The organism is Haliea sp. (genome assembly GCF_040221975.1).
GTDB lineage: Bacteria > Pseudomonadota > Gammaproteobacteria > Pseudomonadales > Halieaceae > Haliea.
The window spans coordinates 40,313-64,120 of record NZ_JAVJWR010000033.1 but is presented as its reverse complement, the minus strand read 5'-3'; the positions used below and the strand labels follow the sequence as shown (position 1 = coordinate 64,120).

At 59.9% G+C, this 23,808-nt stretch carries 24 protein-coding genes; 11 read left to right on the top strand and 13 right to left on the bottom strand.

Annotation, left to right across the window (positions count from 1 at the left end; translation table 11 throughout):
* Nucleotides 1-10 precede the first annotated feature (10 nt).
* The 7 genes from RLO07_RS15375 to RLO07_RS15345 form a co-directional block, all read right to left on the bottom strand.
* Entirely contained in the window at nt 11-685 is a 675-nt protein-coding gene (locus tag RLO07_RS15375) for a nitroreductase (protein ID WP_462293024.1), read from the bottom strand.
* Nucleotides 686-774: 89 nt separating this feature from the next.
* Nucleotides 775-1,593 (bottom strand): crotonase/enoyl-CoA hydratase family protein, encoded by an 819-nt coding sequence (locus tag RLO07_RS15370; RefSeq protein ID WP_462293023.1) that lies wholly within the window; start codon nt 1,591-1,593, stop codon nt 775-777.
* Nucleotides 1,594-1,608: 15 nt separating this feature from the next.
* Nucleotides 1,609-3,237, bottom strand: coding sequence for an acyl-CoA synthetase (locus tag RLO07_RS15365; protein WP_462293022.1), 1,629 nt, complete (start codon nt 3,235-3,237; stop codon nt 1,609-1,611).
* A gap of 11 nt (nt 3,238-3,248) precedes the next feature.
* Nucleotides 3,249-4,409: a thiolase domain-containing protein gene (locus RLO07_RS15360; RefSeq protein WP_462293021.1), complete on the bottom strand. Its 1,161-nt coding sequence runs from the start codon at nt 4,407-4,409 to the stop codon at nt 3,249-3,251.
* A complete protein-coding gene (locus RLO07_RS15355; protein ID WP_462293020.1) occupies nt 4,409-5,467 on the bottom strand; it encodes a lipid-transfer protein in 1,059 nt (352 codons plus the stop codon). The genes RLO07_RS15360 and RLO07_RS15355 overlap by 1 nt, the downstream gene beginning before the upstream one ends.
* 3 nt (nt 5,468-5,470) lie before the next feature.
* On the bottom strand, nt 5,471-5,986 hold the full coding sequence (locus RLO07_RS15350; protein ID WP_462293019.1) for a Zn-ribbon domain-containing OB-fold protein: 516 nt from the start codon (nt 5,984-5,986) through the stop codon (nt 5,471-5,473).
* Nucleotides 5,983-6,438 (bottom strand): Zn-ribbon domain-containing OB-fold protein, encoded by a 456-nt coding sequence (locus RLO07_RS15345; protein WP_462293018.1) that lies wholly within the window; start codon nt 6,436-6,438, stop codon nt 5,983-5,985. The genes RLO07_RS15350 and RLO07_RS15345 overlap by 4 nt, the downstream gene beginning before the upstream one ends.
* A gap of 231 nt (nt 6,439-6,669) precedes the next feature.
* Here RLO07_RS15345 and RLO07_RS15340 point away from each other — a divergent pair, with 231 nt between their 5' ends.
* Nucleotides 6,670-7,575 carry a VOC family protein gene (locus tag RLO07_RS15340; RefSeq protein WP_462293017.1) on the top strand — a complete coding sequence of 302 codons (906 nt, stop codon included), beginning with the start codon at nt 6,670-6,672 and terminating at the stop codon, nt 7,573-7,575.
* Here the strand turns inward: RLO07_RS15340 and RLO07_RS15335 are convergent, their stop codons facing one another.
* Genes RLO07_RS15335 through RLO07_RS15325 form a run of 3 tightly spaced genes read right to left on the bottom strand, consistent with a single transcriptional unit; the run spans nt 7,576 to nt 10,569 of the window.
* On the bottom strand, nt 7,576-8,334 hold the full coding sequence (locus RLO07_RS15335) for a transporter substrate-binding domain-containing protein (protein ID WP_462293016.1): 759 nt from the start codon (nt 8,332-8,334) through the stop codon (nt 7,576-7,578).
* A gap of 33 nt (nt 8,335-8,367) precedes the next feature.
* Nucleotides 8,368-9,708 carry an MFS transporter gene (locus RLO07_RS15330; protein WP_462293015.1) on the bottom strand — a complete coding sequence of 447 codons (1,341 nt, stop codon included), beginning with the start codon at nt 9,706-9,708 and terminating at the stop codon, nt 8,368-8,370.
* Nucleotides 9,709-9,711: 3 nt separating this feature from the next.
* Complete coding sequence (locus RLO07_RS15325; RefSeq protein ID WP_462293014.1) at nt 9,712-10,569, bottom strand: PA4780 family RIO1-like protein kinase; 858 nt, start codon at nt 10,567-10,569, stop codon at nt 9,712-9,714.
* A 151-nt stretch (nt 10,570-10,720) separates the two neighbouring features.
* On the opposite strand from RLO07_RS15325, the gene RLO07_RS15320 reads away from it, so the two are divergent.
* From RLO07_RS15320 to RLO07_RS15280, 9 genes are read left to right on the top strand one after another with little or no spacing between them, the layout of a single operon-like run.
* Entirely contained in the window at nt 10,721-11,200 is a 480-nt protein-coding gene (locus RLO07_RS15320; RefSeq protein WP_462293013.1) for a Na+/H+ antiporter subunit E, read from the top strand.
* The gene (locus RLO07_RS15315; RefSeq protein ID WP_462293012.1) at nt 11,200-11,511 is read left to right on the top strand and encodes a monovalent cation/H+ antiporter complex subunit F; all 312 of its coding nucleotides are present in this window, start codon (nt 11,200-11,202) and stop codon (nt 11,509-11,511) included. Before RLO07_RS15320 ends, RLO07_RS15315 begins: the two co-directional genes overlap by 1 nt.
* The gene (gene mnhG / locus RLO07_RS15310) at nt 11,508-11,858 is read left to right on the top strand and encodes a monovalent cation/H(+) antiporter subunit G (protein WP_462293011.1); all 351 of its coding nucleotides are present in this window, start codon (nt 11,508-11,510) and stop codon (nt 11,856-11,858) included. Before RLO07_RS15315 ends, mnhG begins: the two co-directional genes overlap by 4 nt.
* Nucleotides 11,855-12,832: a DUF4040 domain-containing protein gene (locus tag RLO07_RS15305; RefSeq protein ID WP_462293010.1), complete on the top strand. Its 978-nt coding sequence runs from the start codon at nt 11,855-11,857 to the stop codon at nt 12,830-12,832. Before mnhG ends, RLO07_RS15305 begins: the two co-directional genes overlap by 4 nt.
* Nucleotides 12,833-12,838: 6 nt before the next feature.
* Nucleotides 12,839-13,198: a cation:proton antiporter subunit C gene (locus RLO07_RS15300; protein ID WP_462293009.1), complete on the top strand. Its 360-nt coding sequence runs from the start codon at nt 12,839-12,841 to the stop codon at nt 13,196-13,198.
* On the top strand, nt 13,195-14,685 hold the full coding sequence (locus RLO07_RS15295; protein ID WP_462293008.1) for a monovalent cation/H+ antiporter subunit D family protein: 1,491 nt from the start codon (nt 13,195-13,197) through the stop codon (nt 14,683-14,685). Before RLO07_RS15300 ends, RLO07_RS15295 begins: the two co-directional genes overlap by 4 nt.
* A complete protein-coding gene (locus tag RLO07_RS15290; protein WP_462293007.1) occupies nt 14,685-16,151 on the top strand; it encodes a proton-conducting transporter transmembrane domain-containing protein in 1,467 nt (488 codons plus the stop codon). Before RLO07_RS15295 ends, RLO07_RS15290 begins: the two co-directional genes overlap by 1 nt.
* Nucleotides 16,148-16,396 carry a hypothetical protein gene (locus tag RLO07_RS15285; protein ID WP_462293006.1) on the top strand — a complete coding sequence of 83 codons (249 nt, stop codon included), beginning with the start codon at nt 16,148-16,150 and terminating at the stop codon, nt 16,394-16,396. The genes RLO07_RS15290 and RLO07_RS15285 overlap by 4 nt, the downstream gene beginning before the upstream one ends.
* A complete protein-coding gene (locus RLO07_RS15280; protein ID WP_462293005.1) occupies nt 16,389-18,077 on the top strand; it encodes a Na(+)/H(+) antiporter subunit D in 1,689 nt (562 codons plus the stop codon). The genes RLO07_RS15285 and RLO07_RS15280 overlap by 8 nt, the downstream gene beginning before the upstream one ends.
* A 473-nt stretch (nt 18,078-18,550) precedes the next feature.
* On the opposite strand, the gene RLO07_RS15275 is transcribed toward RLO07_RS15280, so the two are convergent.
* Together RLO07_RS15275 and RLO07_RS15270 are read right to left on the bottom strand one after the other, a co-directional pair.
* A complete protein-coding gene (locus RLO07_RS15275; RefSeq protein ID WP_462293004.1) occupies nt 18,551-19,669 on the bottom strand; it encodes a hypothetical protein in 1,119 nt (372 codons plus the stop codon).
* 160 nt (nt 19,670-19,829) lie between these two features.
* Complete coding sequence (locus RLO07_RS15270) at nt 19,830-22,061, bottom strand: TonB-dependent receptor (protein WP_462293003.1); 2,232 nt, start codon at nt 22,059-22,061, stop codon at nt 19,830-19,832.
* Nucleotides 22,062-22,231: 170 nt separating this feature from the next.
* Between RLO07_RS15270 and RLO07_RS15265 the strand changes: the two genes are divergently transcribed.
* Complete coding sequence (locus RLO07_RS15265; RefSeq protein ID WP_462293002.1) at nt 22,232-22,708, top strand: MarR family winged helix-turn-helix transcriptional regulator; 477 nt, start codon at nt 22,232-22,234, stop codon at nt 22,706-22,708.
* A 17-nt stretch (nt 22,709-22,725) separates the two neighbouring features.
* Here RLO07_RS15265 and RLO07_RS15260 read toward each other — a convergent pair whose 3' ends face one another.
* A complete protein-coding gene (locus RLO07_RS15260; RefSeq protein ID WP_462293001.1) occupies nt 22,726-23,529 on the bottom strand; it encodes a cupin domain-containing protein in 804 nt (267 codons plus the stop codon).
* Nucleotides 23,530-23,808: the final 279 nt, after the last annotated feature.

Sequence of the window (23,808 nt, the reverse complement as noted above, 5' to 3'; positions counted from 1 at the left end):
CGGCCCGCCCTCAGCTGTGGAAAATCACGAAGTCATCCAGCGACGCCCGCTCGGTCACGCACTGGTTTGCCGCAGCTTGCGGATCCGGATAGCCGAAGGAGATCCCGAACATCAGCTTGTGTGAGGGATCCACCGCCAGCGCTGCCCGCAACTGGTCCGCCTGGAACCCCAGCGCCGTTTGCGGGCAGGAGCCGAAACCGCGGGCTGTCAGTGCCAGCATCAGGGTCTGCGCAAACATGCCCAGGTCGCAGGCCTCGCGCAGACCAAAGGGTTCGGGCAGGAACAGGAAGGCAACGTGGGGCGCATCGAAGAAGGTAAAGTTGCGCATGAAGGCTTGCTGCCGACTGGCCTTGTCCTCCCGCGGGATGCCCATGGCGTTGTAGAGCGCCTGTGCGGCAGCGTGCTGGCGAGTCTTGTACACCCCCTCGTAAACTCCGTCGTAGGGGAAATCCATGCTGATGCGACCCGCCAGGAGCTCGCCGGGCAGAGTCTCCCTCAGTTCTTCCAGTTTGGCCCCGGAAACCACGTGCACGACCCAGGGCTGGGTATTGCAGTTGCTGGGTGCGCGGGCGGCGTCCTCGAATATCGCCGTCAGCTCTGCGCTCGGTATCGGGTCGGGGAGAAAGGCGCGCAGGGAGCGGCGCTCGCGGACAACAGTACTGAAAGCGTGGGCATGATCAGACATCAAGGGGTTCCGTCAGAGTGTGAGTCGCCATTATGCGCAGCCCGACCGCAACAGGCCAGCGCGCCGGTGGCTGACAAGTGCCGGCGGGACTATTCGCCGCGAAATTGCGGCGGCCGTTTATCCCGGAAAGCGCGCATGCCCTCCTTCGCATCGGCGGAGGCAAACACCGGCCCGGCCAGAGTATCAGAGGCCAGCATGGCTTCGTCTTCCGCCATGCACTCCTGGTGTTCGCGCAGGGAGCGGGTCACCGCAGCGACCGCCAACGGCGCGTTGGCACAAATTCGCGCGGCGTACTCCCGCGCTACCGCCAGGGTTTGCCCCGGCGGCACCAGGCGATTGACCAGGCCCCAATTCAGCGCCTGTTGCGCAGTGATGTGCTCGCCGCAGAGCAGCATCTCCGCCGCCAGGCAGTAGGGAATCTGCCGCCGCAGACGCACCGTGGAGCCACCCATGGGATACAGGCCACGGGCAACCTCGGTAACGCCGAAGATGGCGTTGTCCGCGGCGACGCGGATATCGGTACCCTGCAGGATCTCGGTGCCCCCGGCCAGGGCATAGCCTTCCACCGCAAGGATCAGCGGCTTGTTGGGGCGATTGTCCCGCAGCAGGGCTTGCCAGTGCAGGTTGGGGACGTCCCCCATCAGCGCCATGAATTCCTCACTGGCGCCGTGATCGCCGTCGGCACCGGCTTTCAGATCCATGCCCGCGCAGAAGGTGCTGCCATTGGCGGTGAGAATCGCGCATCGCAGGCTGCTGTCTTCCTCCAGCCGGCGCCAGGCCCGGTACAGACCCAGCAGCATGGCGGGGTTGAAGGCATTTTTCGCCTGCGGACGGTTCAGGGTTACCACCAGGACGCCCTCTTCCTGCTGCACCAGGCAGCTGGGAGTACTGATATCGAGTTCCTGCACGTTTGTCACTCCTTGCTAGCCCGCCCGGCACTGGCCGGACAGGGCGATTTCCAGGGCCCTGGGATAGGCGGGCTTGCCGCTGGGCGCGCGTGGCACCTCGGCGACGATGTGCAATTCACGCGGCACCTTGTAGCCGGCGATATGCTTGCGGGCCTCTTCCTGCAGTGCCTGCAGGTCAAGGGCGTGGCCCTCGCGCGTGGCGACAACAGCGGTGACCTTGCTGCCCAGGCGCTCATCCGGTGTCGCCACCACCAGGCAGTCGAATACCGCCGGGTGATTTTTCAGGGCCTGCTCCACCTCCTCCGGGAAAATCTTCTCGCCGCCACTGTTGATGCAGTTGGAACCGCGGCCGTAGACGGTGATGGTGCCGTCCTCTTCCAGCTGTGCTTCGTCCCCGGTCAGCAGCCAGGTCTTGCCATCCACCGGCACAAAGGTTTGCGCCGTCTTCACCGGGTCATTGTAGTAACCGACCGGAATATGGCCGCTGCGGGCAAAGATGCCCCTGGCGCCGGGTTCGACGTGAAAATGCGTGCCGTCTTGCGCTTCAGCCACGACGGACATGAACGGGTCGCGAACAATATTGCCCAGGCCCTGCCCCGCCTTGCCGCCGCTGTCAGCGCCCATGGCGCCCGACTCGGAGGAACCGAAGCTGTTGCGAATCATGATATTGGGCAGGTGACGGCGGAAAGCCTCCTGCTTGCTGGCGGAGAAGACCGCGCCGCCGGAGCCCACGGCGAACACCGAGCTCAGGTCCCAGCGTCCGGGGTTGGCTTCGAGTGCATCGAGCAGCGGCACTGCCATGGCGTCGCCAACGATGGTGATGGAGTTGACCTTTTCCCGTTCGACGATATCCCACACATCCTCACCCACCAGGTGGTGTGCCGGATTCAGCACCAGCAGGTTGCCCGACAACAGCTGGATACAGGCATACCACCAGCAGGCCCCGTGCATCAACGGCGCCAGGGCAATGCCAACTATCGCGAAGTCTCCGACCCGGTCGGCAATCTGCTCCGGCTCGGTAATCACCCCGTCCGGATGAAAGTAGCCACCGCCGCCCATGGCGGCATGGAACACGCTCTTGTGCGGCCACATCACTCCCTTGGGCATGCCGGTGGTGCCGCCGGTGTAGAGAATGAACAGGTCGTCATCGGCACGCTCGGGAAAATCCCGTGCGGCACTGTGGCCCGCGAGCGCGTCCTCATAGGCAGTGCTGCCGATGGCGGCGGCATCGGCGCCACTGTCATCGTCGACATGCACCAACGTCTTCAGCTCTGGAGAGCTGGCAAGCACGGCGTCGATATGGGGCGCAAACTCCCGGTGGTGAATGCAGGCCACCAGGTCCGCATTGTTGAAGATGTACGACAGCTCCTCCTCGACATAGCGGTAATTGATATTGATCGGCACCGCACGCAACTTGAAACAGGCCAGCATGCCCTCGAGATACTCGTTGCAGTTGTACAGGTACAGGCCGACATGGTCGCCCGCGCCCACGCCATGCTCCCGCAGATAGTGCGCAAGGGCATTGGCGCGCTGTTCCAGCTGCGCGTAGGTGGCACGCTGGGCGCCACAAACCAGCGCGGTACGCTCGGGGACCTTGTCCGCTACCAGTTCGAACATGTCCGCTATGTTGAAGTGCCTTGCCATAAGTCTACCCTTCAGCCCTTGTCAGCGCCCACGATCCACATGGCAAAAAACTGGGCGCCGCCGCCGTAGGCGTGGCCCATGGCCAACCGTGCGCCTTCGACCTGATGGTCCCCGGCATCACCGCGCACCTGTCGCGCCGCTTCCGCAAAGCGGATCATGCCGGAGGCGCCTATGGGATTGGAAGACAGAACGCCGCCGGAGCAGTTCCAGGGAATGTCACCGCCCGCGTCCAGCGAAGTCGCACCCTCGAGAGTCAGTTTCCAGCCCTCGCCTTCGGGGGCAAAGCCCAGGTTTTCCAGCCACATGGGCTCGTACCAGCTGAACGGTACGTAGATTTCCGCGCAGTCCAGGTCGCGCCGTGGATTGGTGATCCCGGCCTGGGCGTAGACATCCGCGGCGCAGTCGCGCCCCGCCTGCGGACTCACTTCCTCCCGTCCCGCGTACATGGTGGGCTCGGAGCGCATCGCCACGCCGCGAATCCAGGCTGGCGGCTTGCTGCCGGTAATGCTGTCCTCCGCGGCGATCACCATCGCGCAGGCGCCGTCCGAGGAAGGGCAGGCTTCAAGGAAACGCAGCGGGTCCCACAGCATCATCGAATCGCGCACTTCCTGTTCGGTGATATCCGGCAGTTGCAGGTGCGCCAGCGGATTGCGGGCACCGTGGCGCCGGTCCTTCACCGCCACCTTGATGCCGATATCATCCGGCGCCCCGGAACGGCGTATGTACTCGCGAATGATTGGCGCAAAATAACCGCCCGCACCCGCATTGAGATGCACCGAGAATGGCTGCGGCGTGGACAGGGCCCACATGGCGTTGGATTCCGACTGCTTCTCGAAGGTGACCGTCAGCACCCGCTTGAAGGTACCGCTCTGCACGTGCGAGGCGGCCACAATGGCAGTGGAGCCACCCACGGAACCAGCGGTGTGCACCCGCATCATGGGCTTGCCCATCGCCCCAAGGGCATCGGCCAGATAGCTCTCGGGCATGATCACGCCTTCGAACATGTCCGGCGCCTTGCCGATAATCACCGCGTCAATGTCATCGAAAGTCACATCCGCATCCGCCAGCGCCCGATCCACCGCCTCGCGCAGGAGGCCGGCGATCGACACATCGCTGCGCCGGGTTTTATAGCGGGTCTGGCCAATCCCGACCACTGCAGCCCATTCAGCCATTACGCGCCCTCCAGTACAGCGACCAGGTTGTGTTGCAGGCAGGGGCCACTGGTGGCATGTGCCACTCCGCGCCCGGCCTCACCATTGATTATCCGGCGGAATACCTCGCCCACCCTGGCCAGGCCAGAGGCCATCATCAGGTTGCCTGCAAGTACGCCACCACCGGGATTGACGACGGTATCGTCGCCCAGCCCCAGTGCCCGTGTCAGCAGGATTTCCTGGTGACTGAACGGCGCGTAGATTTCCGCCACATCCACCGGGCCCCGGTGAACGCCCGCGGCAGCGGCGGCTTGCCGGGTAGACACCGAGTCCGTCAGGTCGCGCAGGCAGGGGTTGTGATTCTCGATGCGATGATCAATGCCGGTAATGCGCGCGTAGGGCGCGCCCCAGGCTTGCGCCTGCTCCACCGTGGCGATGACCATCGCCGCGGCCCCGTCCGACACCGGGCAGCAGTCGGCGCGCCGCAGGGGTGCGACAAAGGCCTCCTCCGCCAGCAGTTCCTCGACAGTGAACTCCCCCGCCAGCTGCGCCAGCGGGTTGTCCATGGCGTTGCGCCGGGAGCGCGCCACCACAGCGGCCATGTCGCGCTCGCTGAGCAGCCCCTGCTCCAGCATCAACCGTGCCTGCAGCGCCGCCAGGGATACGGTGTCCAGCCACAGTGGGGCCAGATAGTAAGGGTCCAGGCGTTGCGACAAAACGATGGGCAGCTCGCCCGGCGAGGACTTGCCAAAACCGTAGATCAGCGCCGAATCGGCGTGACCCATGCGGATCTTGAGAATGGACTCGTACAGCGCCCAGGCCGCATCCATCTCGACATGGGACTCCTTGATCGGCGGCACCGCACCCAGGGCATCGACCCCGGCGACAAAGGCGAACGCGGCACCCTGCAGGTAGTCGCAGCTGCCGGAGCAGACGAAATCGACATCCTGGGCGCTGGCCAGGCCCAGCTGGCTGTACACCGCCTGCAGCTGGGGCATGATCAATTCGACCTCATTGGTGGCGCCCGCGTCGGCGACGCAGGGCGACTGGCTATAGGCGACAATGGCAATCTCGCGCACGCTCTAGCCCTCCAGTCCGGTGACCGGCAGCTTGCCGATCCTGTCCACGGGTACATCCGGTTCATCCAGCGGCCGGAAGTAAAGAATATTGTCCATCGCGTAACCCCACTCTTCCGCCGGCTTCCACAGCGCCTGGACGCGCTGGCCGATATGCACCTCTTCATTCACGCACTCGCTGAGCAGGTGAATGAAGGAGATGTTGGCACCGTCGGGGACGATATTGGCGACGATATACGGCGGCTCGATCGGGTTGCCGGGGATCGGGATCGAGACGATGGTGAAGGACTGGATCGTACCCTTGTCGGACAGCACCACCTCTTCTTCCGTGGGCACGCCGCAGGCGGGGCAGGAACCCCGCGCCGGTATGTAGACATTGCTGCAGCGGGGGCAGCGCTGGCCGGTGAGAACCCCTTCCTTGAGGCGACCCAGGAAGCGCGCTGGTGCGCTGCCGGCGGTAAACCGGTACTTGAGGTATACGGGGGCCTTGATGCCGGTGACATCGGCCTGTGGCTCGCTCATGACGCGGCTCCTCCCAGCAGGGTAAAACAACGGATATCGGTGATAAAGCCCTGGCGCTCAGCGGCCCAGCTGACTGCTACCCGGGCGCCGCTCGTGACCGCCTCTGCGGAGGGTGCTTCGAGGCAGTGGATCATCGCCACATCGGCGCCATCCAGCTGCACCATGGCCCAGGCAAACGGCTGCTGCAGGGGATGCGCTTCCCGCGGCTCGCTCACCCAGCACCAGCTGAGCAGGCGTCCCTCCTGCCCGACTTCGACAAACTCGTCGAGCGCCGCGCCGGTCACTGGATCGTATTCCGCCGGGGGTACCAGCACGCGGCCGTCACTGCCGCGAATCCCGTACACCCTGCCAACTCTCAGGCCGGTGAGAAACTTCCCCACCACGGGACCGGTGGAGCGGGTATAGGTAAATCCCAACTCGAAGTTCTGGCTCAGTGTTTCCGCAGCTGCCATATGCTGACGCTCCCTGCCTGTGTGAAGCACGGAGTATTCAACAGCGCCCCTCCCGGCTCAATGACGCAATGCAGCAACTGCCAGTGACATATCTGATCACCGCCGGGCGAGTGCCTGCGGGTTTCCCTGTTTATACCAGACCCCGGCTCTCCTGCGGCAGGCTTTGTGCGCACAGGGCAAAGCCGCTTAAGATGACGACAGACCGCAAAAACACACCGAGGAGAGACCCGCATGAGTATCGCCAGCATCGGCTACCTGAGAATCGCCGCCACTGACACGGCCGCCTGGATGACCTTTGGCACAGAGATACTGGGCCTGATGGATGCGGGCCGGGAAGACGCCGCGGGTGCCCGTTTCCTGCGCATGGATGACCACCCGTTCCGGTTCATGCTGGAGCCGGCAGAGACTGACGGCTTGCTCGCGGCGGGCCTGGAGTGCCGCGACCGCAGCGCCTGGCTGGATCTGTGTGAGCGCTTGCGCAATGCCGGCCACACCCTGGAGGACGGCGATGCTGCCGCGGCGGCGCGACGCTGCGTGACCGCATTCGTCACCCTGCAAGATCCCTGTGGCAATACCCTGGAACTGTACTACGGTCGCCGCCTGGATTATGCGCCCCTGATATCACCCACCGGCGTCAAACGCTTCATCACCGGCGACGAGTATACCGGCGACATGGGCTTCGGCCACGCGGTACTGCCGACGCCGGACATGGATGCGGCGGCCAGCTTCTACACCGACCTGCTCGGCCTCGGGGTCAGCGACGAACTCTACCCGCCGATGCCGGAGGGCGCACCGGAAACCAAAATCCTGTTCCTGCATGCGGACAACCCGCGCCAGCACTCCCTGGCCCTGTACAACCACCCCTATCCCGGCGACGTCGTCCACATCATGGTGGAAGTGAGCACGCTGGACGAAGTGGGCCGGGGCCTCGATCGCGCCAAGGCGGCCGGCCACAACATCCTCGCCAGTCTGGGCCGCCATGTGAACGACAACATGTGTTCCTTTTATGTGCTGGCGCCGGGTGGTATCGCGGTGGAGTATGGCTATGACGGCCTGCTGGTCGACTGGGACAACTATACGCCAACCGTCAGCACCGAGGGTGACCACTGGGGCCATGAGTACAACTTCCCCGGCTGATCAATTCCCCCGCGGCGCCTCGGGCCGAACCGGGATCCAGCGGTCGACAATGTAGTCCAGGGTGCCGTTGCGGCGCATCATCGACAGCGCCCGCGCCAGCTCAGCCGCCAGCGCCGGGTCGTCCGGGCGCACCGCCCAGGCCAGCGGCTCTTCGGTCAGCAGGTGGTTCTGGCTGATCAGGTCGGCGTAGGCATCCGAGGTTGCCAGCAGCCAGCTGGTCGCCGCATCGTGCACGAACAGGTCTGCCTCTCCCGCACGCAACGCGGCGAGCGCCTCTGGCACACCGGGATAGGCCAGTACTGTGGCATCGTCGAGATCGCGGCGGGCAAAGGCCTCACCGGCGCTATCGGTGACCACAGCGATGCGGATACCTTCGCGGTATATCGCCCATGGCTGACCCAAACGACTGACCCGATTGATCTGCATGATCGCCATCTGCCCGGCTTGCAGGTAAGGCTCCACGAACTGCACTCGCGCGGCGCGCTCCGGGGTCACGGACAGGCCCGACATGATGACATCGATCCGGCCCTGCTCCAGCGCCGGAATCAGCTCGGAAGAGGCCATTGCCAGCAACCGGGCGCCGCGGCCGATAATTTCGCCGACCGCGCGGGCATTGTCGGCTTCAAGACCGACTATCCGTTCGCCGTCGCGAAATGCCAGCGGCGGCTGCTCCGGGGTCACACCCACACGCAGGATTTGCGCCTGGGCGGTTGCCCCGGTGGTCGCGAGCAGCAAGCTCAATAGCAGTCGTCTGATCATGCGGGTTCTCTCTGCACAGAAGGTTGGCGGGAATCAGTCGGACACGGAGGGCAGGGACAGGCTGCGCCACACCGCCAGCACACCGGTCAGCGCCAGGAACAGCAATACCGAGGCAGTCCCGTAGACCGCATCGATAACGCCCAGGCCGGCGCCGGAAAACAGGAACAGGCCGATCACAGTATTACTGACCGCAGTATACTGGGCACGATTGTCGCTGGTAGCCATGTCCACCAGGTAGGTTTTGCGGCCGACCCGCGCGCCCTGATGGGCAACCGCCGCGCCAAACAGCAATAACGACGCCACCAACACCATGCCAATCGTCTCCGGCAGCAGCCAGTGCAGACCCAGCGCCACAGACATTACCACCACCGACAAGGCGCCAGCGGCTGCCATTACCCTGTGCGCACCAACATCAGACCAGCGCCCCCAGAATGGCGCCGACAACAGCCCAGCGGCACCCTCCGCCAGCAACAGCGCGGCGAAACCCAGCAGTTGGCCCTCGGCTGCACGCTGAATCAACACGACTATGTAGGGAATCGCAAAAGCAGAGCTGATCAGGAGCATGCGGGCAATGACGAAATCGCGGAACTGTTGATCACTGCGCAACAGGCTCAAGCTGCGCAGAGCCTCGATGATGGCATTCGAGCCGCCCTCCGTCGCGCCGGGCACCTCGGGCACAGCGGCGTAGACCGCCGCTGCGGCCAACCACAGCAGCGCCGCCAGCCCCAGGATAACTGCGAACAAGCTGGCACTCCCTGCCGAGCCCTGCCCCGCGAGGCCGGGGAAGAGCAGCAATAACACCGCCACGGCAAGCGTAACGGCTCCCGCGGCAGAGGCCGAGAGACCGCTGAGACGTCCGCGTCGTGACTTGGATATGGTCTTGCCGAGAACATCCTTGGCTGCAACCGAGCAGACACCGCGCGCCAGACTGAAGATTGCCAGCAGGGTTACCACGACCAGGCCCAGGGCGAACCCGCGCAACAGCAACACCGCGGGCACCATCAGCGCCAGCGCCAGCCCCTGGACCACGCTGCCCCAGACCCAGAACATTTTGCGTACAGCATGTTCGCGCACGAATTGGGCCACGAACAGCTGCGGCATAAGAGACAGGGATTCACGCAGGGGCACCAGCAGGGCAATGAAAATAGCCGGGGAACCGAGCGCCGACAGCATCCACGCCAGTACCAGGCGGCTACTGGTCAGGGCATCGCCAATCTTGGTGAGGGTTTGGGCCGACAACTGCAGGATGAAAGCCCGGGGCTGCTCATGGCAGGCAGAGTCAGGGATATCGCGGCAGACACGCGCGTCCTCTTCCTCTACCAGGAGGGAATAAATCTGGTCCGGCAGGTCGCCCCCCCGTGCGGCTCGGATCACGGCTTAATCGTCCTCCTCGGCGTCCCTGATCCGCTGCAGGCGGTCCTGTTCCTCTTGCAGCGCAGCGCGGATCTCCAGCATTACCGCATCCAGATCAGCGGGAGTCTCATCTTCCGCGGAGACACCGGTCAGAACGTGTTCCGGGGTGAGCTCCCCCTCCTCGAACAGCTCCCAGATCTCCTCACCGTAACGGGTAGTGAGCAACTCGGGGGCGAACAGACCATAGTAGTCCGTCACTCTTCGCACGTCGCGCAACAGCATGCTGCGGGCGTTGTTGTTGGCAGCAGCATCGACTGCCTGGGGCAGGTCTATAACCACCGGGCCGTCCGGATCCACCAGAATGTTGAACTCCGACAGGTCGCCGTGAATCACCCCGGCACAAAGCATGCGCACCACATAGCGCAGCATCTGAGCATGGTCTTCCAGTGCCTGCTCCGGAGACATGGTGACATCCGCCAGACGCGGGGCGACGTCCCCGCTCTCATCGGTGATCAACTCCATGAGCAGCACACCGTCGAAACAACCCAAAGGTTCGGGCACACGGACGTCGGCGCGGGCGAGCCGGTACAGGGCATCGACCTCCGCGTTCTGCCAGGTCTCTTCCTGTTGCTTGCGGCCATAGCTGGAGCCCTTCTCCATGGCCCGGGCCCGGCGGCTGTTGCGCACCTTGCGTCCCTCGGTGTACGCGGCAGCTTTCTTGAAGCTGCGCTTGTAGGCCTCCTTGTAGATTTTGGCACAGCGGGTGCGGCCGCCACAGCGGACCACGAATATATCGGCCTCCTTGCCACTCATGAGGGGGTAGAGCACCTCATCGACCAGGCCGTCCTCAACCAGGGGCTGCAGGCGAGGCGGTACTTTCATAAACAGGATTCCGGCGGCAAATTTGCCTGCCAGTCTAGCATGAAAAACCTGATCGCCTGTGCACTGGCGGAGCCGTCCAGGACGCGACAGGTGGCATATTCTCGCATCGTTAAGGTATGATTCCCGCTTTGTCGGCAAGAGCTATCATTCTATGCGCCTGTTGCGACCGCTGCTCGCAGTCATAGCCCTGTTTATCGTATGGTTACTTTGGGGCGGCCTGTACAAGACGCCTGTCCTGCAACTGGGCATCGCTTCCTGTTGCCTGGTGGCGTGGCTGACGCACCGCATGGCGCGCCCTGATCAAGAGACCCACGGTTGGGCGCTGTATTACCGAGTACCCATCTACTGGATATGGCTGCTGGGCCAGATGATTGTTTCCAACATACAGGTACTGCGCATGGTTTTGGGGCCATTGTCCGCCCTGTCACCGACGATCGTAGAGGTGGACGCCAAGGCTTCCAGCAAGTTCGCCCTGACCCTGCTGGGCAATTCCATAACGCTGACTCCGGGAACCCTGACCATCGATATTGACGACAACAAGATTACCGCCCACTGTCTGACGGCAGCAACTGCAAGAGACCTTGAGACCGGCGCCATGATCCGACGTGTTGCGGCCGTGGATCCGAACTGATGCTGCTGGTCGCCGCAATCGCCATTCTGGTCACCATGGCCCTGGCGCTGGCACGCGCGCTGCTGGGGCCCAGCGTCTACGATCGGGTGCTAGCGGTAAACATGTTCGGCACCAAAACCGTGCTCCTGATTGCCGTCATGGCCTTCGCCATGGGTCGCACAGACTTCCTTGACCTGGCCCTGGCCTACGCCTTGATCAACTTTATTGGCGTACTCGCGGTGCTCTGGTTCGTACACGAAAGCCGGCTGCGGGAACAACATCGTGCGGCAGCCACAGACCACAGCCAGGCACCGGAGAGCGACAGGGAATGAACGACATCCTGGAACTGCTCTCGGCGCTGCTGGTGGTTAGCGGCAGTCTTTTTGTACTCGCCGGCGGCATCGGCGCGTTGCGCATGCCCGACTTCTACACCAGAATCCACGGCGCCAGCCTGACGGACTCGCTGGGGCCAGTGCTGATCCTCGGCGGGCTAATGTTCCATGCCGGGCTGTCTCTGGTAACGGTGAAACTGGCGGCGGTCATGCTGTTCCTGATGGTCACCTCACCCACCGCCAGCTACGCGCTTGCCAACGCCGCGTTGTTGGCCGGATTGCGCCCCGAAGGGATGGAGAGCAAAGGGCCCAAGATAGACACCGGGGAACAGGAGGACGCAAAGTGACTACCCTGCTAATCGGAGTCTTCCTCCTGTCCTTGCTGGTTATAACTGCCATTGCCATTGTGCGCGCGACCGACCTGTTCTCGGCGGTGATGCTGTCCGGCATTTTCAGCCTGCTCATGGCTCTGAACTTTTTCCTGCTGGACGCGGCCGATGTGGCGCTGACCGAAGCCGCGGTAGGTGCCGGCGTGGCCACTGTACTGTTGCTGGCGGGCCTGCGCCTGACCCCGTCCACCGAGGCCAAGGGGCGTTCCCTGAGTACCCTCTCGGTGGTGGTGATAGCAGCCGTCGCCCTGCTGATGATCTATGCGAGCTTTGGCCAACCCACTCTGGGTGACCCCACTGCACCAGCCCAGCAGCACGTCGCTCCCTGGTATATCGAAAATACACCTGAACTGGTGGACATCCCCAATATCGTAACCGCAGTGCTGTCAAGCTACCGTGGCTACGACACCCTGGGCGAAGTGTTCGTGGTATTGACTGCGGGTATCGGCGTCATGTTCCTGCTGGGTGGCGGCCGGGGCAGGCCCTTTTCACGACTCGACAGCAATGTCGAGGAGGGTCTGAGCAAGCACCTGATCCCCAAGGTCATGGCGCGCCTGCTGGTACCCTTTATTCTGCTGTTTGCCCTGTTCATTCAGTTCCACGGGGAATACAGTCCGGGCGGCGGATTCCAGGCGGGAGCCATCTTTGTCGCCGGTATCATCCTGTTCTCACTGGTCCGTGGGGAGCGCCTTACGCTGGCGGTCATTCCGCCGCGGGTACTGCTCTGGATGAGCGCCGGTGGCGCCCTGCTCTACGGCTCCGTCGGTATTGCCGGCATTGCCATGGGCGGCAACTTCCTCGACTACTCGGTACTCGCGGAAGATCCGGTGCTCGGCCAGCACATCGGCATCATTGTCATAGAGCTGGGCGTCGGACTGACTGTTACCGGTGTCCTGTTGTCCATTTTCCACGCTTTTTCTGCCAGAGACTGATTCACCATGAAACTGCTGGGCCTTTTCAATTATTGGGTGTTCGCGGTACTGCTGATGATTGGCCTTGCCACCCTTATCAGCAGACAGAACCTGGTCAAGAAAATCATGGCGCTGGCCATCTTCCAGTCCGCCGTATTCCTGTTCTTCATTACCATGAGCAAGATCGATGATGGCACCGCGCCCATCATCCAGGCTGGCGTGGACAACCAGATCTATTCCAACCCGTTACCGCAGGTGCTGATCCTGACTGCGATAGTGGTGGGCATTTCCACCACAGCCCTGGGGCTTGCCATCGTGGTGCGCCTGTACGAGGAGTACGGCACCATAGAAGACAATGAAATCCTGGCGATGGACCGCAACGCGTGAATCTGGCCGACCACCTGCCGGCGCTGCAGGTCGCCCTGCCGTTACTGACCGCCCCACTGGTGATCTTGTTGCGGGCTGGCTTCCTGGCCTGGCTGGCCGCACTAATCGCCAGCCTGGCATCGCTGGGGCTGGCGATCCTGTTGACCATAACGGTACTGGAGACCGGCACCCAGCAGTACGCCGTAGGTGGCTGGCAGCCGCCGTTCGGTATCGCCCTGACAGTTGATGGCCTCAGTGCCTTGGTCCTGCTGCTGATCACCGGCGCCTCATCCCTGGCGCTGGCCGGGGGCCGCCAATCTCTTCGCCTGGATATCGACAACCGCCGGGCTCCCATGTTCTACGGGGCGTGGCTGATCGCCATGGCCGGGCTCTGCGGCATCGCCGTCGCCGGCGATGCCTTCAACGTTTTCGTGTTCATGGAAATTTCATCCCTGGCCACCTATATCCTGATCGCCGCGGGGCGCGACCGGCGCGCGCTGTCGGCGGTATTCAAGTACCTGATCATCGGCACTATCGGCGCCACGTTCTACCTGATCGGCGTCGGCTTCATCTACATGATGACCGGCACCCTGAATTTCGCCGACATGGCCCTGCGCTTGAACGATGTCATAGAAACGCGCCCGATCATCATTGCCGCCGGCTTCATCACCATCGGCCTGGCGCTGAAAGCGGCCATATTCCCTCTGCACATCTGGCTGCCCCGCGCCTACACCTACGCACCCAACGCGGTTACCGTGTTCATTGCCGCCTGCTCCACCAAAGTTTCCATCTACGTCTTGCTGCGCTTCAACTACGCGGTATTCCACGGCAACTTGCTCGGCCATTCCGACCTGTTCACCGTGTTCATTATTCCCCTGGCGCTGTCGGGTATCCTGCTGGCTTCGGCGATAGCCATTTACCAGGGCAACGTCAAAAAGATGCTGGCCTTCTCTTCGGTGGCGCAGATCAGCTACATAGCATTGGCCGCGGGCCTGGCCTCCCAGTCTGGCTTGATGGCAGCACTGCTGCACATGTTCAATCATGCGCTCGCCAAGGGCACCCTGTTCCTGTGCGTGCTGGCCTTTGTGCTCACCTCACGCAGCGCGACCATCACCGATCTGCACGGGATAGGCCGCCGCATGCCCTGGACCATGGCCGCCTTTGTCCTCGCCAGCCTGAGCCTCATAGGCGTCCCCGGCACTGCCGGCTTTGTCAGCAAGTGGTACCTGGTGGTCGCCGTGATGGAGGTGCCGGGCTGGGGTATACCGCTGGTGATCGCCATCATTGCCAGCTCCCTGATGGCCGTGGTGTACCTGTGGAAGTTTATTGAGGCCGCCTATTACGGCGAAGCGCCCAATGGGGAAACCGGGACCATGGAAGTTGCCCTGCCGCTGCGAGCGTTGATCTGGGTGGCAGCCCTCAGCAATGTCTACTTCGGTCTGTTCCCGCAGCTGCCGCTGGCGCTGGCCCAGAGCGGCACCGGCACCCTGCTTGGAGGCCTGCACTGATGGGCGCGAACACCCTGCCAGTGATTCTGCTGCTGCCACTGCTTGGGGCGATCGGCATCGCCTGTACTGCACGCTGGCCCAACGTCCGGGAAACCGTCAGCGTGCTCACCGCGCTGGGGCTGGCCGTTGTGGTGTTCTCCTGGTTCCCGGAAGTGTCGGCCGGCGCCCGCCCCCACATTATCCTGTCGGAACCGCTGCCGGGCCTGACTCTGGCGCTGTCCCTGGAGCCGCTGGGGATGATGTTTGCCTGTATTGCCTCGTTCCTGTGGATTATCAATACCATCTACTCGATCGGCTACATGCGCGGCAACAGGGAAAAACACCAGACCCGGTTCTATATCTGTTTTGCGCTGGCTATCGCCGCGGCAATGGGGATCGCCCTGGCCGACAACCTGTTCACCCTGTTCCTGTTCTACGAAATCCTCACCCTTTCGACCTACCCGCTGGTAGCACACAAGGGAGACCCCAAGACCATAGCCTCCGCTCGTGTCTACCTCGGCATCCTGATCGGAACCTCTATCGGCCTGCTGCTGCCGGCGATCATCTGGACCTACGTCGCCACCGGCACCACCACCTTCACTCTCGGAGGGATCATTCAGGGCAATGTACCCGGGCCCGCGGTGGGGCTGCTACTGGGCCTGTTTGTCTTTGGTGTGGGCAAGGCCGCGATCATGCCGGTGCACCGCTGGCTGCCGGCAGCCATGGTGGCACCGACGCCGGTCAGCGCCCTGTTGCACGCGGTCGCGGTGGTCAAGGCCGGCGTCTTCTGCGTTACCAAAATCATTATTTACATATTCGGTGTCGACTTCCTGTTCAGCCAGCCCAGTGCCCAATGGCTACAATATATTGCGGCGTTTACCATTATCAGCGCCAGCGTTGTGGCGCTGTATCAGACCAACCTGAAGCGGATGCTGGCCTACTCTACCATCGCCCAGCTCTCCTACGTCATCATGGCGACCGTGATCCTGAAGCCGCTGGCGGAGATTGGTGCGGCGGTGCATATCGCGGCCCACGCCTTTGGCAAGATCACCCTGTTTTTCGCCGCCGGAGCGATCTATACCGCTGCCCACAAGACCGAGCTGTGGCAACTTGCGGGCATCGGCAGGCGTATGCCCATTACCATGGCGGCCTTCACCATCGGTGCCCTGAGCATGATTGGCGTGCCTCCCACCGTCGGCTTTGTCTCCAAGTGGTTTATCCTGGCCGGCGCCTTCCAGGCGGAAAACTACCTGGCGATCTTCACCATCATTGCCAGCACGGTCCTGAATGCAATGTACTTCCTGCCGATTATCTACTTCGCCTGGCTGGCCCCAGACGCGCCGGACGTAGACATGAACCACGGCGAGGCGCCGCCAGCCATGCTGTTGGCGCTCGGCGTCACCGCCGCCCTGACCATCGGATTTTTCTTCTTCAACCAGCCCCTGCTGGATCTTGAATCCCAGTTGGTAGAGAGTCTGCCGTTATGAACTCACCCGACAATCATTGGCTTACCCGACCCGGCACTATCCGCTGGCTGTGGATCATCGGTTACACGATGCTCGCAGTGACCGTGGCTCTGCAATGGCTGGTGCCCGTCAAGGGCCACTTCGGCATCGACGGCTGGTTTGGCTTCGGCGCCCTGTTCGGGTTTTTCAGCTGCGTCCTGATGGTCTTCGGGGCCAAGTTGCTCGCCGTGTTCCTGAAACGTCCGGACAACTACTACGATGTTTGAAGTCCTGCCACCTGCCCTTGCCTTGATTGCGGGGGCGCTGCTGACCGCCGCCATCGGTTCGCGCCGGCTGCGCGCCTTTGTAGTGATCGGCGCTCCGCTGCTGTGTCTGTACGGGATCTGGCAGGTTCCGGACGGAGTGAGCCTTGAAGGCGCCTTCCTGGGTTACCCCCTGGAACTGGTGGAGGGCAGCCCGGTACGCCGGCTCTTTGCCACCATCTTTGCCATCATGTCGGCCACCGGTGCCGTATTCGCCTTCAACGATGCCCGGCGCACGGAACTGGTGGCAGCCCAGTTTTACGCCGCCGGTGCGGTCGGCGTCTGCTTCGCCGGCGACCTGCTCACCCTGTTTGTATTCTGGGAACTGATGGCCCTCTTTTCCACTGTCGTTGTATGGTGCGGTGGCACGGAAAAGGCGCGCGCCGCCGGCATACGCTATGCCATCATGCACCTTCTGGGCGGCGTCATTCTCAAGGTAGGTATTGAAGGCTTGCTGATCAGTACCGGGTCACTGGATGTACGGCCGCTACAGGCCAATGACTTCAATACCTGGATGATTTTGATTGGCGTCCTGATCAACGCAGCCGCGCCGCCGCTGTCGGCCTGGCTGTCCGACGCCTACCCAAACGCCAGCCCCACCGGCTCGGTATACCTGTCGGCCTTCACCACCAAGACTGCGATACTCGCCTTGATCCTGCTGTTCCCGGGTGAGTCGGTCCTGATCTGGGTCGGCGTATTCATGATCTTCTACGGCATCATCTATGCCCTGCTGGAAAACGACATCCGCCGCATTCTGGCCTTCTCCATCGTCAACCAGGTGGGCTTCATGGTTTGCGCTGTGGGCATCGGTACGGAAATGGCGATCAACGGCGCCGCCGCCCACGCCTTCGCCCACATCATCTACAAGGCGCTGCTGTTCATGAGCGCGGGGGTTGTGGTGATGCGCACCGGCATGCACCTGTGTACCGATGTCGGTGGCCTGTTCCGTACCATGCCTGTCACCATGTGGTGTGGCATGATCGGGGCCCTGGCAATCTCCAGCTTCCCGCTCACTTCGGGGTTCACGACCAAGACCATGATTTCCCAGGCCTCCATCGACGAGGGGCTGGTGTTGGTGTACTTCCTGCTGGCCGCGGCTTCTGCCGGGGTATTCCTGCACGCCGGTATCAAGTTCCCCTGGTTCGTATTCTTCCAGAAGGATTCCGGGCTGCGTCCCAAGGATGCACCCTGGAACATGACCCTGGCGATGCTGTTCTTCGCCGGCCTCTGTATCCTGCTGGGGGTCTTCCCGCAACTGCTCTACCCGCTCTTGCCCTACGCCGTTGACTACGAGCCCTACAAGGCAGGCAAAGTGCTGTTTTACCTGCAACTGCTGTTGTTCTCGGGTCTCGCGTTCTTCCTGCTGTTGCCCTGGATGCAGCGCACCTTGACCATTTCGCTGGATGTGGACTGGCTCTGGCGCAAGGGCCTGCCGCTACTGACTCGCTTTGGGGCCCGGATCGGATCGCCACTGGTCAGCGCCTTACAATCCCGTTTCGCCCAGGCCTCTATAGCCGTTACCAGCACTGCCCGCAACACCATGGACCACGCAGGACCCCTGGGGCGTTCCTGGGAGATCGGCACCACGGCGCTGTGGATCGTGCTGCTGCTGATGGTCTACGTGTTTGCGTACTACTTGTTCTGACCATAAAAAACCCTCTGTGCCAGATGAGAAAGAGGGTTTGTCTGGTGGAGCTAGACGGGATCGAACCGTCGACCTCTTGCATGCCATCTTCGCCCCGCTGGATAGCGACTATGCCGCCCTGCCCCCTGGTCAGAAATTCAAGGGGGCGAAGCCGATTGGAAGACGCATTCAGCTAGCCATGTGGATCTGTCTCAGCACGCTGTGCCGCATCGGGGAGCTGATGCAAGCCGAGTGGTCCCATGTTGATCTTGATGCCGCCACCTGGCTCATTCCTGCCCCCAACACCAAAGGCCGACGCCGCCAACGACAGGACCACCACGTCTTTCTGTCGCGGTTTCTGGTTTTACCCCGGTGTTACCGAGATCTTAGGGTAAGAGCGTTCAGTCAACGGAGTTGGGCGGTGCCTTGAGCGTCGACAGCAGATTTCTGCGATCTGGATGACTTAATTTGCCAATACCCGTTGAACACATGCCCTACTTCAAGCGGAATATCAGGTATGTCAGCCCTAGCCCAAGAAGCGCTGCGATCGACAATAAGCTCCATACACGCAGGAAGCCGCCAGGATAATAAGAAAGTGCGGTCTTGCTATCGAACATGGCTCTATGGTTCAACCATGCGATGAATGGGCCAATCAAAAAGGTTATTAAGCCCAGAAAATCAATTAGGACCGTAAAGGATTTCGCAAAACCGACGATGACGGTGAAAGCCGCAGAACACAGTATGATCATCGTTACTCTGTAACGTTGCACTTCGGTTTGTTCATAAGCAGGACTTTTCACCATATGCCAAAGCGCGACAGAAACCCGCGTCAAGCCGTCTACTACGGTAATCAAGGTCGAAAAAATAACAAGAAACGCTGCTCCAGCGACAATAGGAAAGGTCCAAGCACCCAACACATCAGTGAAGACCTGCAGCAGTTGCTCAGCAAAGCCTATGTTAGATTTTTCAATTACTATGCCGTTGTTATGGAGTAAAGCAGCGCCGAGCACTATAAAGCACAACGCTAAAAAACACGTCGTGATGTAGCCAATATCGAAGTCTAAGCGGACCCCCCGGCTATCTCTAGCGGCCAGTCCTTCATATTTAGCGACCGTCCACAGTGATTGCATGACCGATGCCGTCGGTGTGGTTGGCATGAATCCAATTAAAGGGAGCAAATACAGCACCAGCGTACCGTCTATCATTGGTGGCAGGAAGACTAGCGGACTTTGGAATAACCTTGGTGTGGCTAGACTTGTTGCAACAAGAATGAGTATCGTGAAAAGCACGACCATGACCGTCGTCATACTCTCAAGGAGGCGATATTTCCCGCTGATAAGAAGAGCGGTAATTATTGAGAGAAGGCCTGCACTGACAGCCACACCCGGTAACTGCGGCACAAGGGCACTGTGCACCAGCCCCGTGAGAAACAGCGTAATTGCTGCTATCACAAACGCGGCACCGCCGACTTCAAATAGCGCGTATATCACTATCGCCCATCGGCCTTGCTTGCGATAGCTTTCGATGAGGGTCTGGCCCGTCGCTGCCGCGTAGTCCCCACCGAAACGTAGGCTTGGGTATTTTATGATACAGGCAAGGATAATGAGTCCCATTAGGGCGAGCCCGTGACTCGCCCCTGCCCGCGTGGCCTGCACCAGATGCGACAATCCAACTGCAGAGGCAGCAAAAAGCAGCCCGGGACCAAAACTTGCCCTTAGTCGTGCGAAGGCCGACTCGGAAGAGTCCTTCAAAATCAGTGAGCCCTACATGAGATTAAAATGACTTTTCAACGCTGAGATACCAATTGCGCGGCCTTGCAAATGTGCCTAGGTCGTAGCCGAGAGCGGCATTCGCATCAGCGGAGACAAGATAACGTGCATCTGTAAGGTTATTGATTCCAAAGACCACCTGCCAATCATCATCCACGCTGAGCCAGCTGACAGAGGCGTTCACATATGAATAGCCATCTTCATTTGTCGCGATTCTATTTTGTGGCTCGAAAAACAGCTCTCCGGAAACAAAGGCATCTGCGCGCAATCGAATCGAGCCCAGATCCCCATTCAGGGGGTATAGATAACTGCCGCCAATCGCGACAGTGAACGGTGGTGTGCGAATGAATTCATCATCTTCAGTGATTTCCGTCCCGGTACCCTCCACATTCAAGTATTTGGCTTCCAGTACACCGACTGAAACATCAATCAACAGGTTTTCGACAGGCGTAATCGTACCTTCGATCTCAACCCCGTAGATTTCTGCCTTTGCGCCGTTGAACGTTTCTGTTGCAATTGATCCCGGAGGCGCTCCGGAAATTTGAACGTTAGTGTAATCAGTATAAAACGCCGAAGCGTTAAGGCGCAGAAAATCATTGTCGAATTTTACCCCGAGCTCTGAGGATTTTACTTCCTCTGGCTCGAAACTGTCTGGCATGGCGATGCCGCCAGGTGCAAAGCCTACGAGCCTCTGATTAAACCCACCGCTCTTAAAGCCGGTTGACCACGAGACATAAGCATTCAGCGAATCCGTAAAGTCGTATTGCACAATACCGCGGTAATTGACTTCGGAGAAATCTAAAGACTGTGGGTTGGAAAATCCGATAGCCTCGGTAACTGGATCGCCCACAATTGTGCCTGGACTGCGGCCAGGTACGCTAGCGCTGGTAAAACTGGCTTCTTTACGTTCGTCTGTATAGCGCACACCGGCTATGATTCTTAGGTGATCTGTTACGGGGACAGTTGCCTCAGCGAACAGGGCGACAGAGCGGTTAGAAATATCAGTGACGCCTACCTCACGCGGGAAAGGCGCTGGAGACGGTGGAATATCGATGATCGCGGTATTAAATCCATCTTCCAGGAAAACGAAGCCTCCTACTACAAAGCTTGCGAAATCATAATCACCAAGAAGTTGCAGTTCCTGACTGATTTGGGATTGCCGGTAGACATCCTCAGAAGAAAAATTGCTGATTGATGCTGGATTGCGGTTAAATTCCCCGTCTATGTCGCGGTAAGCAGTAACCGACTTGATCGCCAGGGTTTCCGTAAGATTGTAGTCAGCTGTGAGCGCCAGGCCGAAATTGTCCAGACTATTGGTATTAGGCCCTTGCGCGGCACTGGATGTAGCACGGAAATAATCAGTGTTGCCTCCATCCACACTACCATCAGCCGAGCGTGCCAGGGTAACTTCGGCAAGCCCACCTTCATCCTCCTGCACGTAATCCGAGCTAATCGTAAGCCGCAGTTTCTCGATAGGCGTCCAGACAGCTTTGATGCGACCTCCACGAACGTTGTCGTCGCCCAATTCCCGCCCGGACGCGTCAATCACTGTCCCTTCTTGACTGCGCACAAGCCCGCTGACAATCACACCGAAATCCTCAGTCAGCGGGACGTTCAAAGAGCCGTAGGTCTCTATACGCTCATCGCCACCCACAATGACGCGAATATCGCCGCCAAACTCGTCCGATGGGTCGGTAGTGGTAATGGAAATCGCCCCGCCAATGGTATTACGCCCAAAGAGAGTGCCTTGTGGGCCACGCAGAACTTCGATGCGTGCAACATCCACCAAGTCGACAGCAGATCCGATGACGCGTGCGTAGTAAACACCATCCACATAGAGACCCACACCGGGGTCCGTCACCAAAGAAAAATCATTTTGACCAACGCCGCGAACGAAAAGATTGGCCTGCGCTCCTGACCCGGAACCACCGCCAAATCCAAAGCTCACATTTGGCGCGAAATCTGAGATACCAGCCGCATTTTGTATGTCACGAAGCTTTAGCCCGTCACCTGTCATGGCTGTAATCGAGATAGGGGCATCTTGCAGACTCTCCGTAGTTTTACGAGCCGTAACAGTGATCTCCTCAAGAACCAGACCGCGGGCAGCGCTCTGTGTTTGAGCAAAGGCGTCAACAACGGCACTGGCAGCAACGAGAGCAGTAAGCGCGAACGATGTAGCTTTTCCGTGGAGAGGGTTTAGCAGGTCATAAATACGTAGTGTTGTTTTATTTTTCATGAGAACATCCCTTTTTAGATGTAACATCTATGAGCATTTGAGCATTTTTAAAGTGACAAATGTCATCTAGAATGTAACAAACGTTACCTATATTGGCAACCCCTTTGTGAAACATGGCTTCACCTGGCCTATCGCATGAGGACATCGGCAGACAATTGGACGAAACATCTGTGACACAGAACAAAAATGACTCTCACTCAATCGAAGGGCTATCGATCTACTTCATAATGCTGTCTGTGACTAACTTAACGGCTCAGCCTTTCTCCCGGTGGTTTGAGAAGCGCTTTGATATTTCTTTGAATGAGTGGCGGGTCATGTACATCATCGCGCTCCATCCCAAGATCTCCCAAAGTAACGTGGCATATTATTTAGGCATGGATAAAATGGCGGTATCCCGGGCAGTTCGCCGCCTATTGAAGCACAAACGAGTCATTCGTCAGCCGCAGAGCGGCAAAAAACGGGAGATGTCGCTGTCTCTGAGCGCGGCTGGAAAACAGCTTTATAATGTTATTGCAACAGCTGGCGCTTTACGCGAAGAGCGCCTTCAGAAGGGCTTCAAGCCCTATGAGCTAGAGGCGATGCGCGACTACTTAAACCGCTTTCATGCAAATGCCCGAACCATGTCGGAGGATGACGACTTGGAATAGCGAAGTGATCTGCGGCTTTAAAAGCCAAAGAGATCAGGCATTTCCTTGCCATGTTCCCACGGGGCTGGCCCGTCAGCCCAGGCAAGACAGAGCGCGCCAAATTCTGTTTTAAGCCGCACACTGGTCCCAGGCTCTATGATGACAAAGTCGCCCGCTGACGCCAGCAAATCATTGACCATCAAAGCGCCGCCACGAATCCAGAATTCAATACTATCCGAGGCAACGAACGTCGTGCTCTGCGCTCCCGGCAGGCATTGCAGCTGCGAAAAACGTTGCTTACCACCAATCGGAGCATAATCAAAAACCATGCGGCGGGAGATGTGACCGCACGCTGTGGGCTGACCCAAAACGCTATCGACATCAATATTCAGATCGGGCAACGCTTCTGGATTGTCATTTGTAATCGCGCTGTATCGGGCGCCCGCATGGAGACGGTGTAAAGGCTCATCACTTGGTGGATAGATGGCAGGGCCCTCCATACGAGACACAAGCACCGATCGACTGTAAGCTATTGCATCATGGGTTGCGCCTTTTAGATTGATTCCAGCCTCGCCAGGTCTGGCCGAACCCTGGTAGTCAGTCAAACCACCATCAATAAAATAACTGATTGCTGTTGCCTGATGTTGATGAAGGCCGCTCGTCACCATTGGGTCAAACGCAATATAGCCGAGAAATAGTCCTTTTAATTCATCCTCACGAACAATCTTCTGGTAAATGCCAGGTTTTCCGGCTTCGACCCAGGGCGAATCTTTTATCGACACGACATATATACCTGGTTGCTTCGCAACCTGGCTGTTCGTTCGCTTTAACGCTTTATCCATAGCACTTTTCCAGAAGTATATTATTTGTAACGTATGTTACTTCAATAGGTCTTGTCAATATTAAAATGGTACGACGCAAGGAACGCTACGCATGAGTAATGGAAAGTAGGGTATTCGGACGAAATCCAGTAGCGCCCTACAGGCTGAGGGGTGTGCGCTCGTTTGTTCCCTGAGCGATATTTATGCCCCGGTTTGCTTCTGGAAAGTAAGATGCTATTTGTTGCTGCTTAGGAACCAATTTGGCAGGATTGGGCTTTGTTTTCCAAATTACAGAGAGGA

Coding starts and splice junctions, on each gene's coding strand:
- RLO07_RS15375 (WP_462293024.1), bottom strand. CDS start 685: ATGTCTGATCATGCCCACGCTTTCAGTACTGTTGTCCGCGAGCGCCGC.
- RLO07_RS15365 (WP_462293022.1), bottom strand. CDS start 3,237: ATGGCAAGGCACTTCAACATAGCGGACATGTTCGAACTGGTAGCGGAC.
- RLO07_RS15360 (WP_462293021.1), bottom strand. CDS start 4,409: ATGGCTGAATGGGCTGCAGTGGTCGGGATTGGCCAGACCCGCTATAAA.
- RLO07_RS15350 (WP_462293019.1), bottom strand. CDS start 5,986: ATGAGCGAGCCACAGGCCGATGTCACCGGCATCAAGGCCCCCGTATAC.
- RLO07_RS15345 (WP_462293018.1), bottom strand. CDS start 6,438: ATGGCAGCTGCGGAAACACTGAGCCAGAACTTCGAGTTGGGATTTACC.
- RLO07_RS15340 (WP_462293017.1), top strand. CDS start 6,670: ATGAGTATCGCCAGCATCGGCTACCTGAGAATCGCCGCCACTGACACG.
- RLO07_RS15335 (WP_462293016.1), bottom strand. CDS start 8,334: ATGATCAGACGACTGCTATTGAGCTTGCTGCTCGCGACCACCGGGGCA.
- RLO07_RS15325 (WP_462293014.1), bottom strand. CDS start 10,569: ATGAAAGTACCGCCTCGCCTGCAGCCCCTGGTTGAGGACGGCCTGGTC.
- RLO07_RS15320 (WP_462293013.1), top strand. CDS start 10,721: ATGCGCCTGTTGCGACCGCTGCTCGCAGTCATAGCCCTGTTTATCGTA.
- RLO07_RS15315 (WP_462293012.1), top strand. CDS start 11,200: ATGCTGCTGGTCGCCGCAATCGCCATTCTGGTCACCATGGCCCTGGCG.
- mnhG (WP_462293011.1), top strand. CDS start 11,508: ATGAACGACATCCTGGAACTGCTCTCGGCGCTGCTGGTGGTTAGCGGC.
- RLO07_RS15300 (WP_462293009.1), top strand. CDS start 12,839: ATGAAACTGCTGGGCCTTTTCAATTATTGGGTGTTCGCGGTACTGCTG.
- RLO07_RS15290 (WP_462293007.1), top strand. CDS start 14,685: ATGGGCGCGAACACCCTGCCAGTGATTCTGCTGCTGCCACTGCTTGGG.
- RLO07_RS15285 (WP_462293006.1), top strand. CDS start 16,148: ATGAACTCACCCGACAATCATTGGCTTACCCGACCCGGCACTATCCGC.
- RLO07_RS15280 (WP_462293005.1), top strand. CDS start 16,389: ATGTTTGAAGTCCTGCCACCTGCCCTTGCCTTGATTGCGGGGGCGCTG.
- RLO07_RS15275 (WP_462293004.1), bottom strand. CDS start 19,669: ATGGGACTCATTATCCTTGCCTGTATCATAAAATACCCAAGCCTACGT.
- RLO07_RS15270 (WP_462293003.1), bottom strand. CDS start 22,061: ATGAAAAATAAAACAACACTACGTATTTATGACCTGCTAAACCCTCTC.
- RLO07_RS15260 (WP_462293001.1), bottom strand. CDS start 23,529: ATGGATAAAGCGTTAAAGCGAACGAACAGCCAGGTTGCGAAGCAACCA.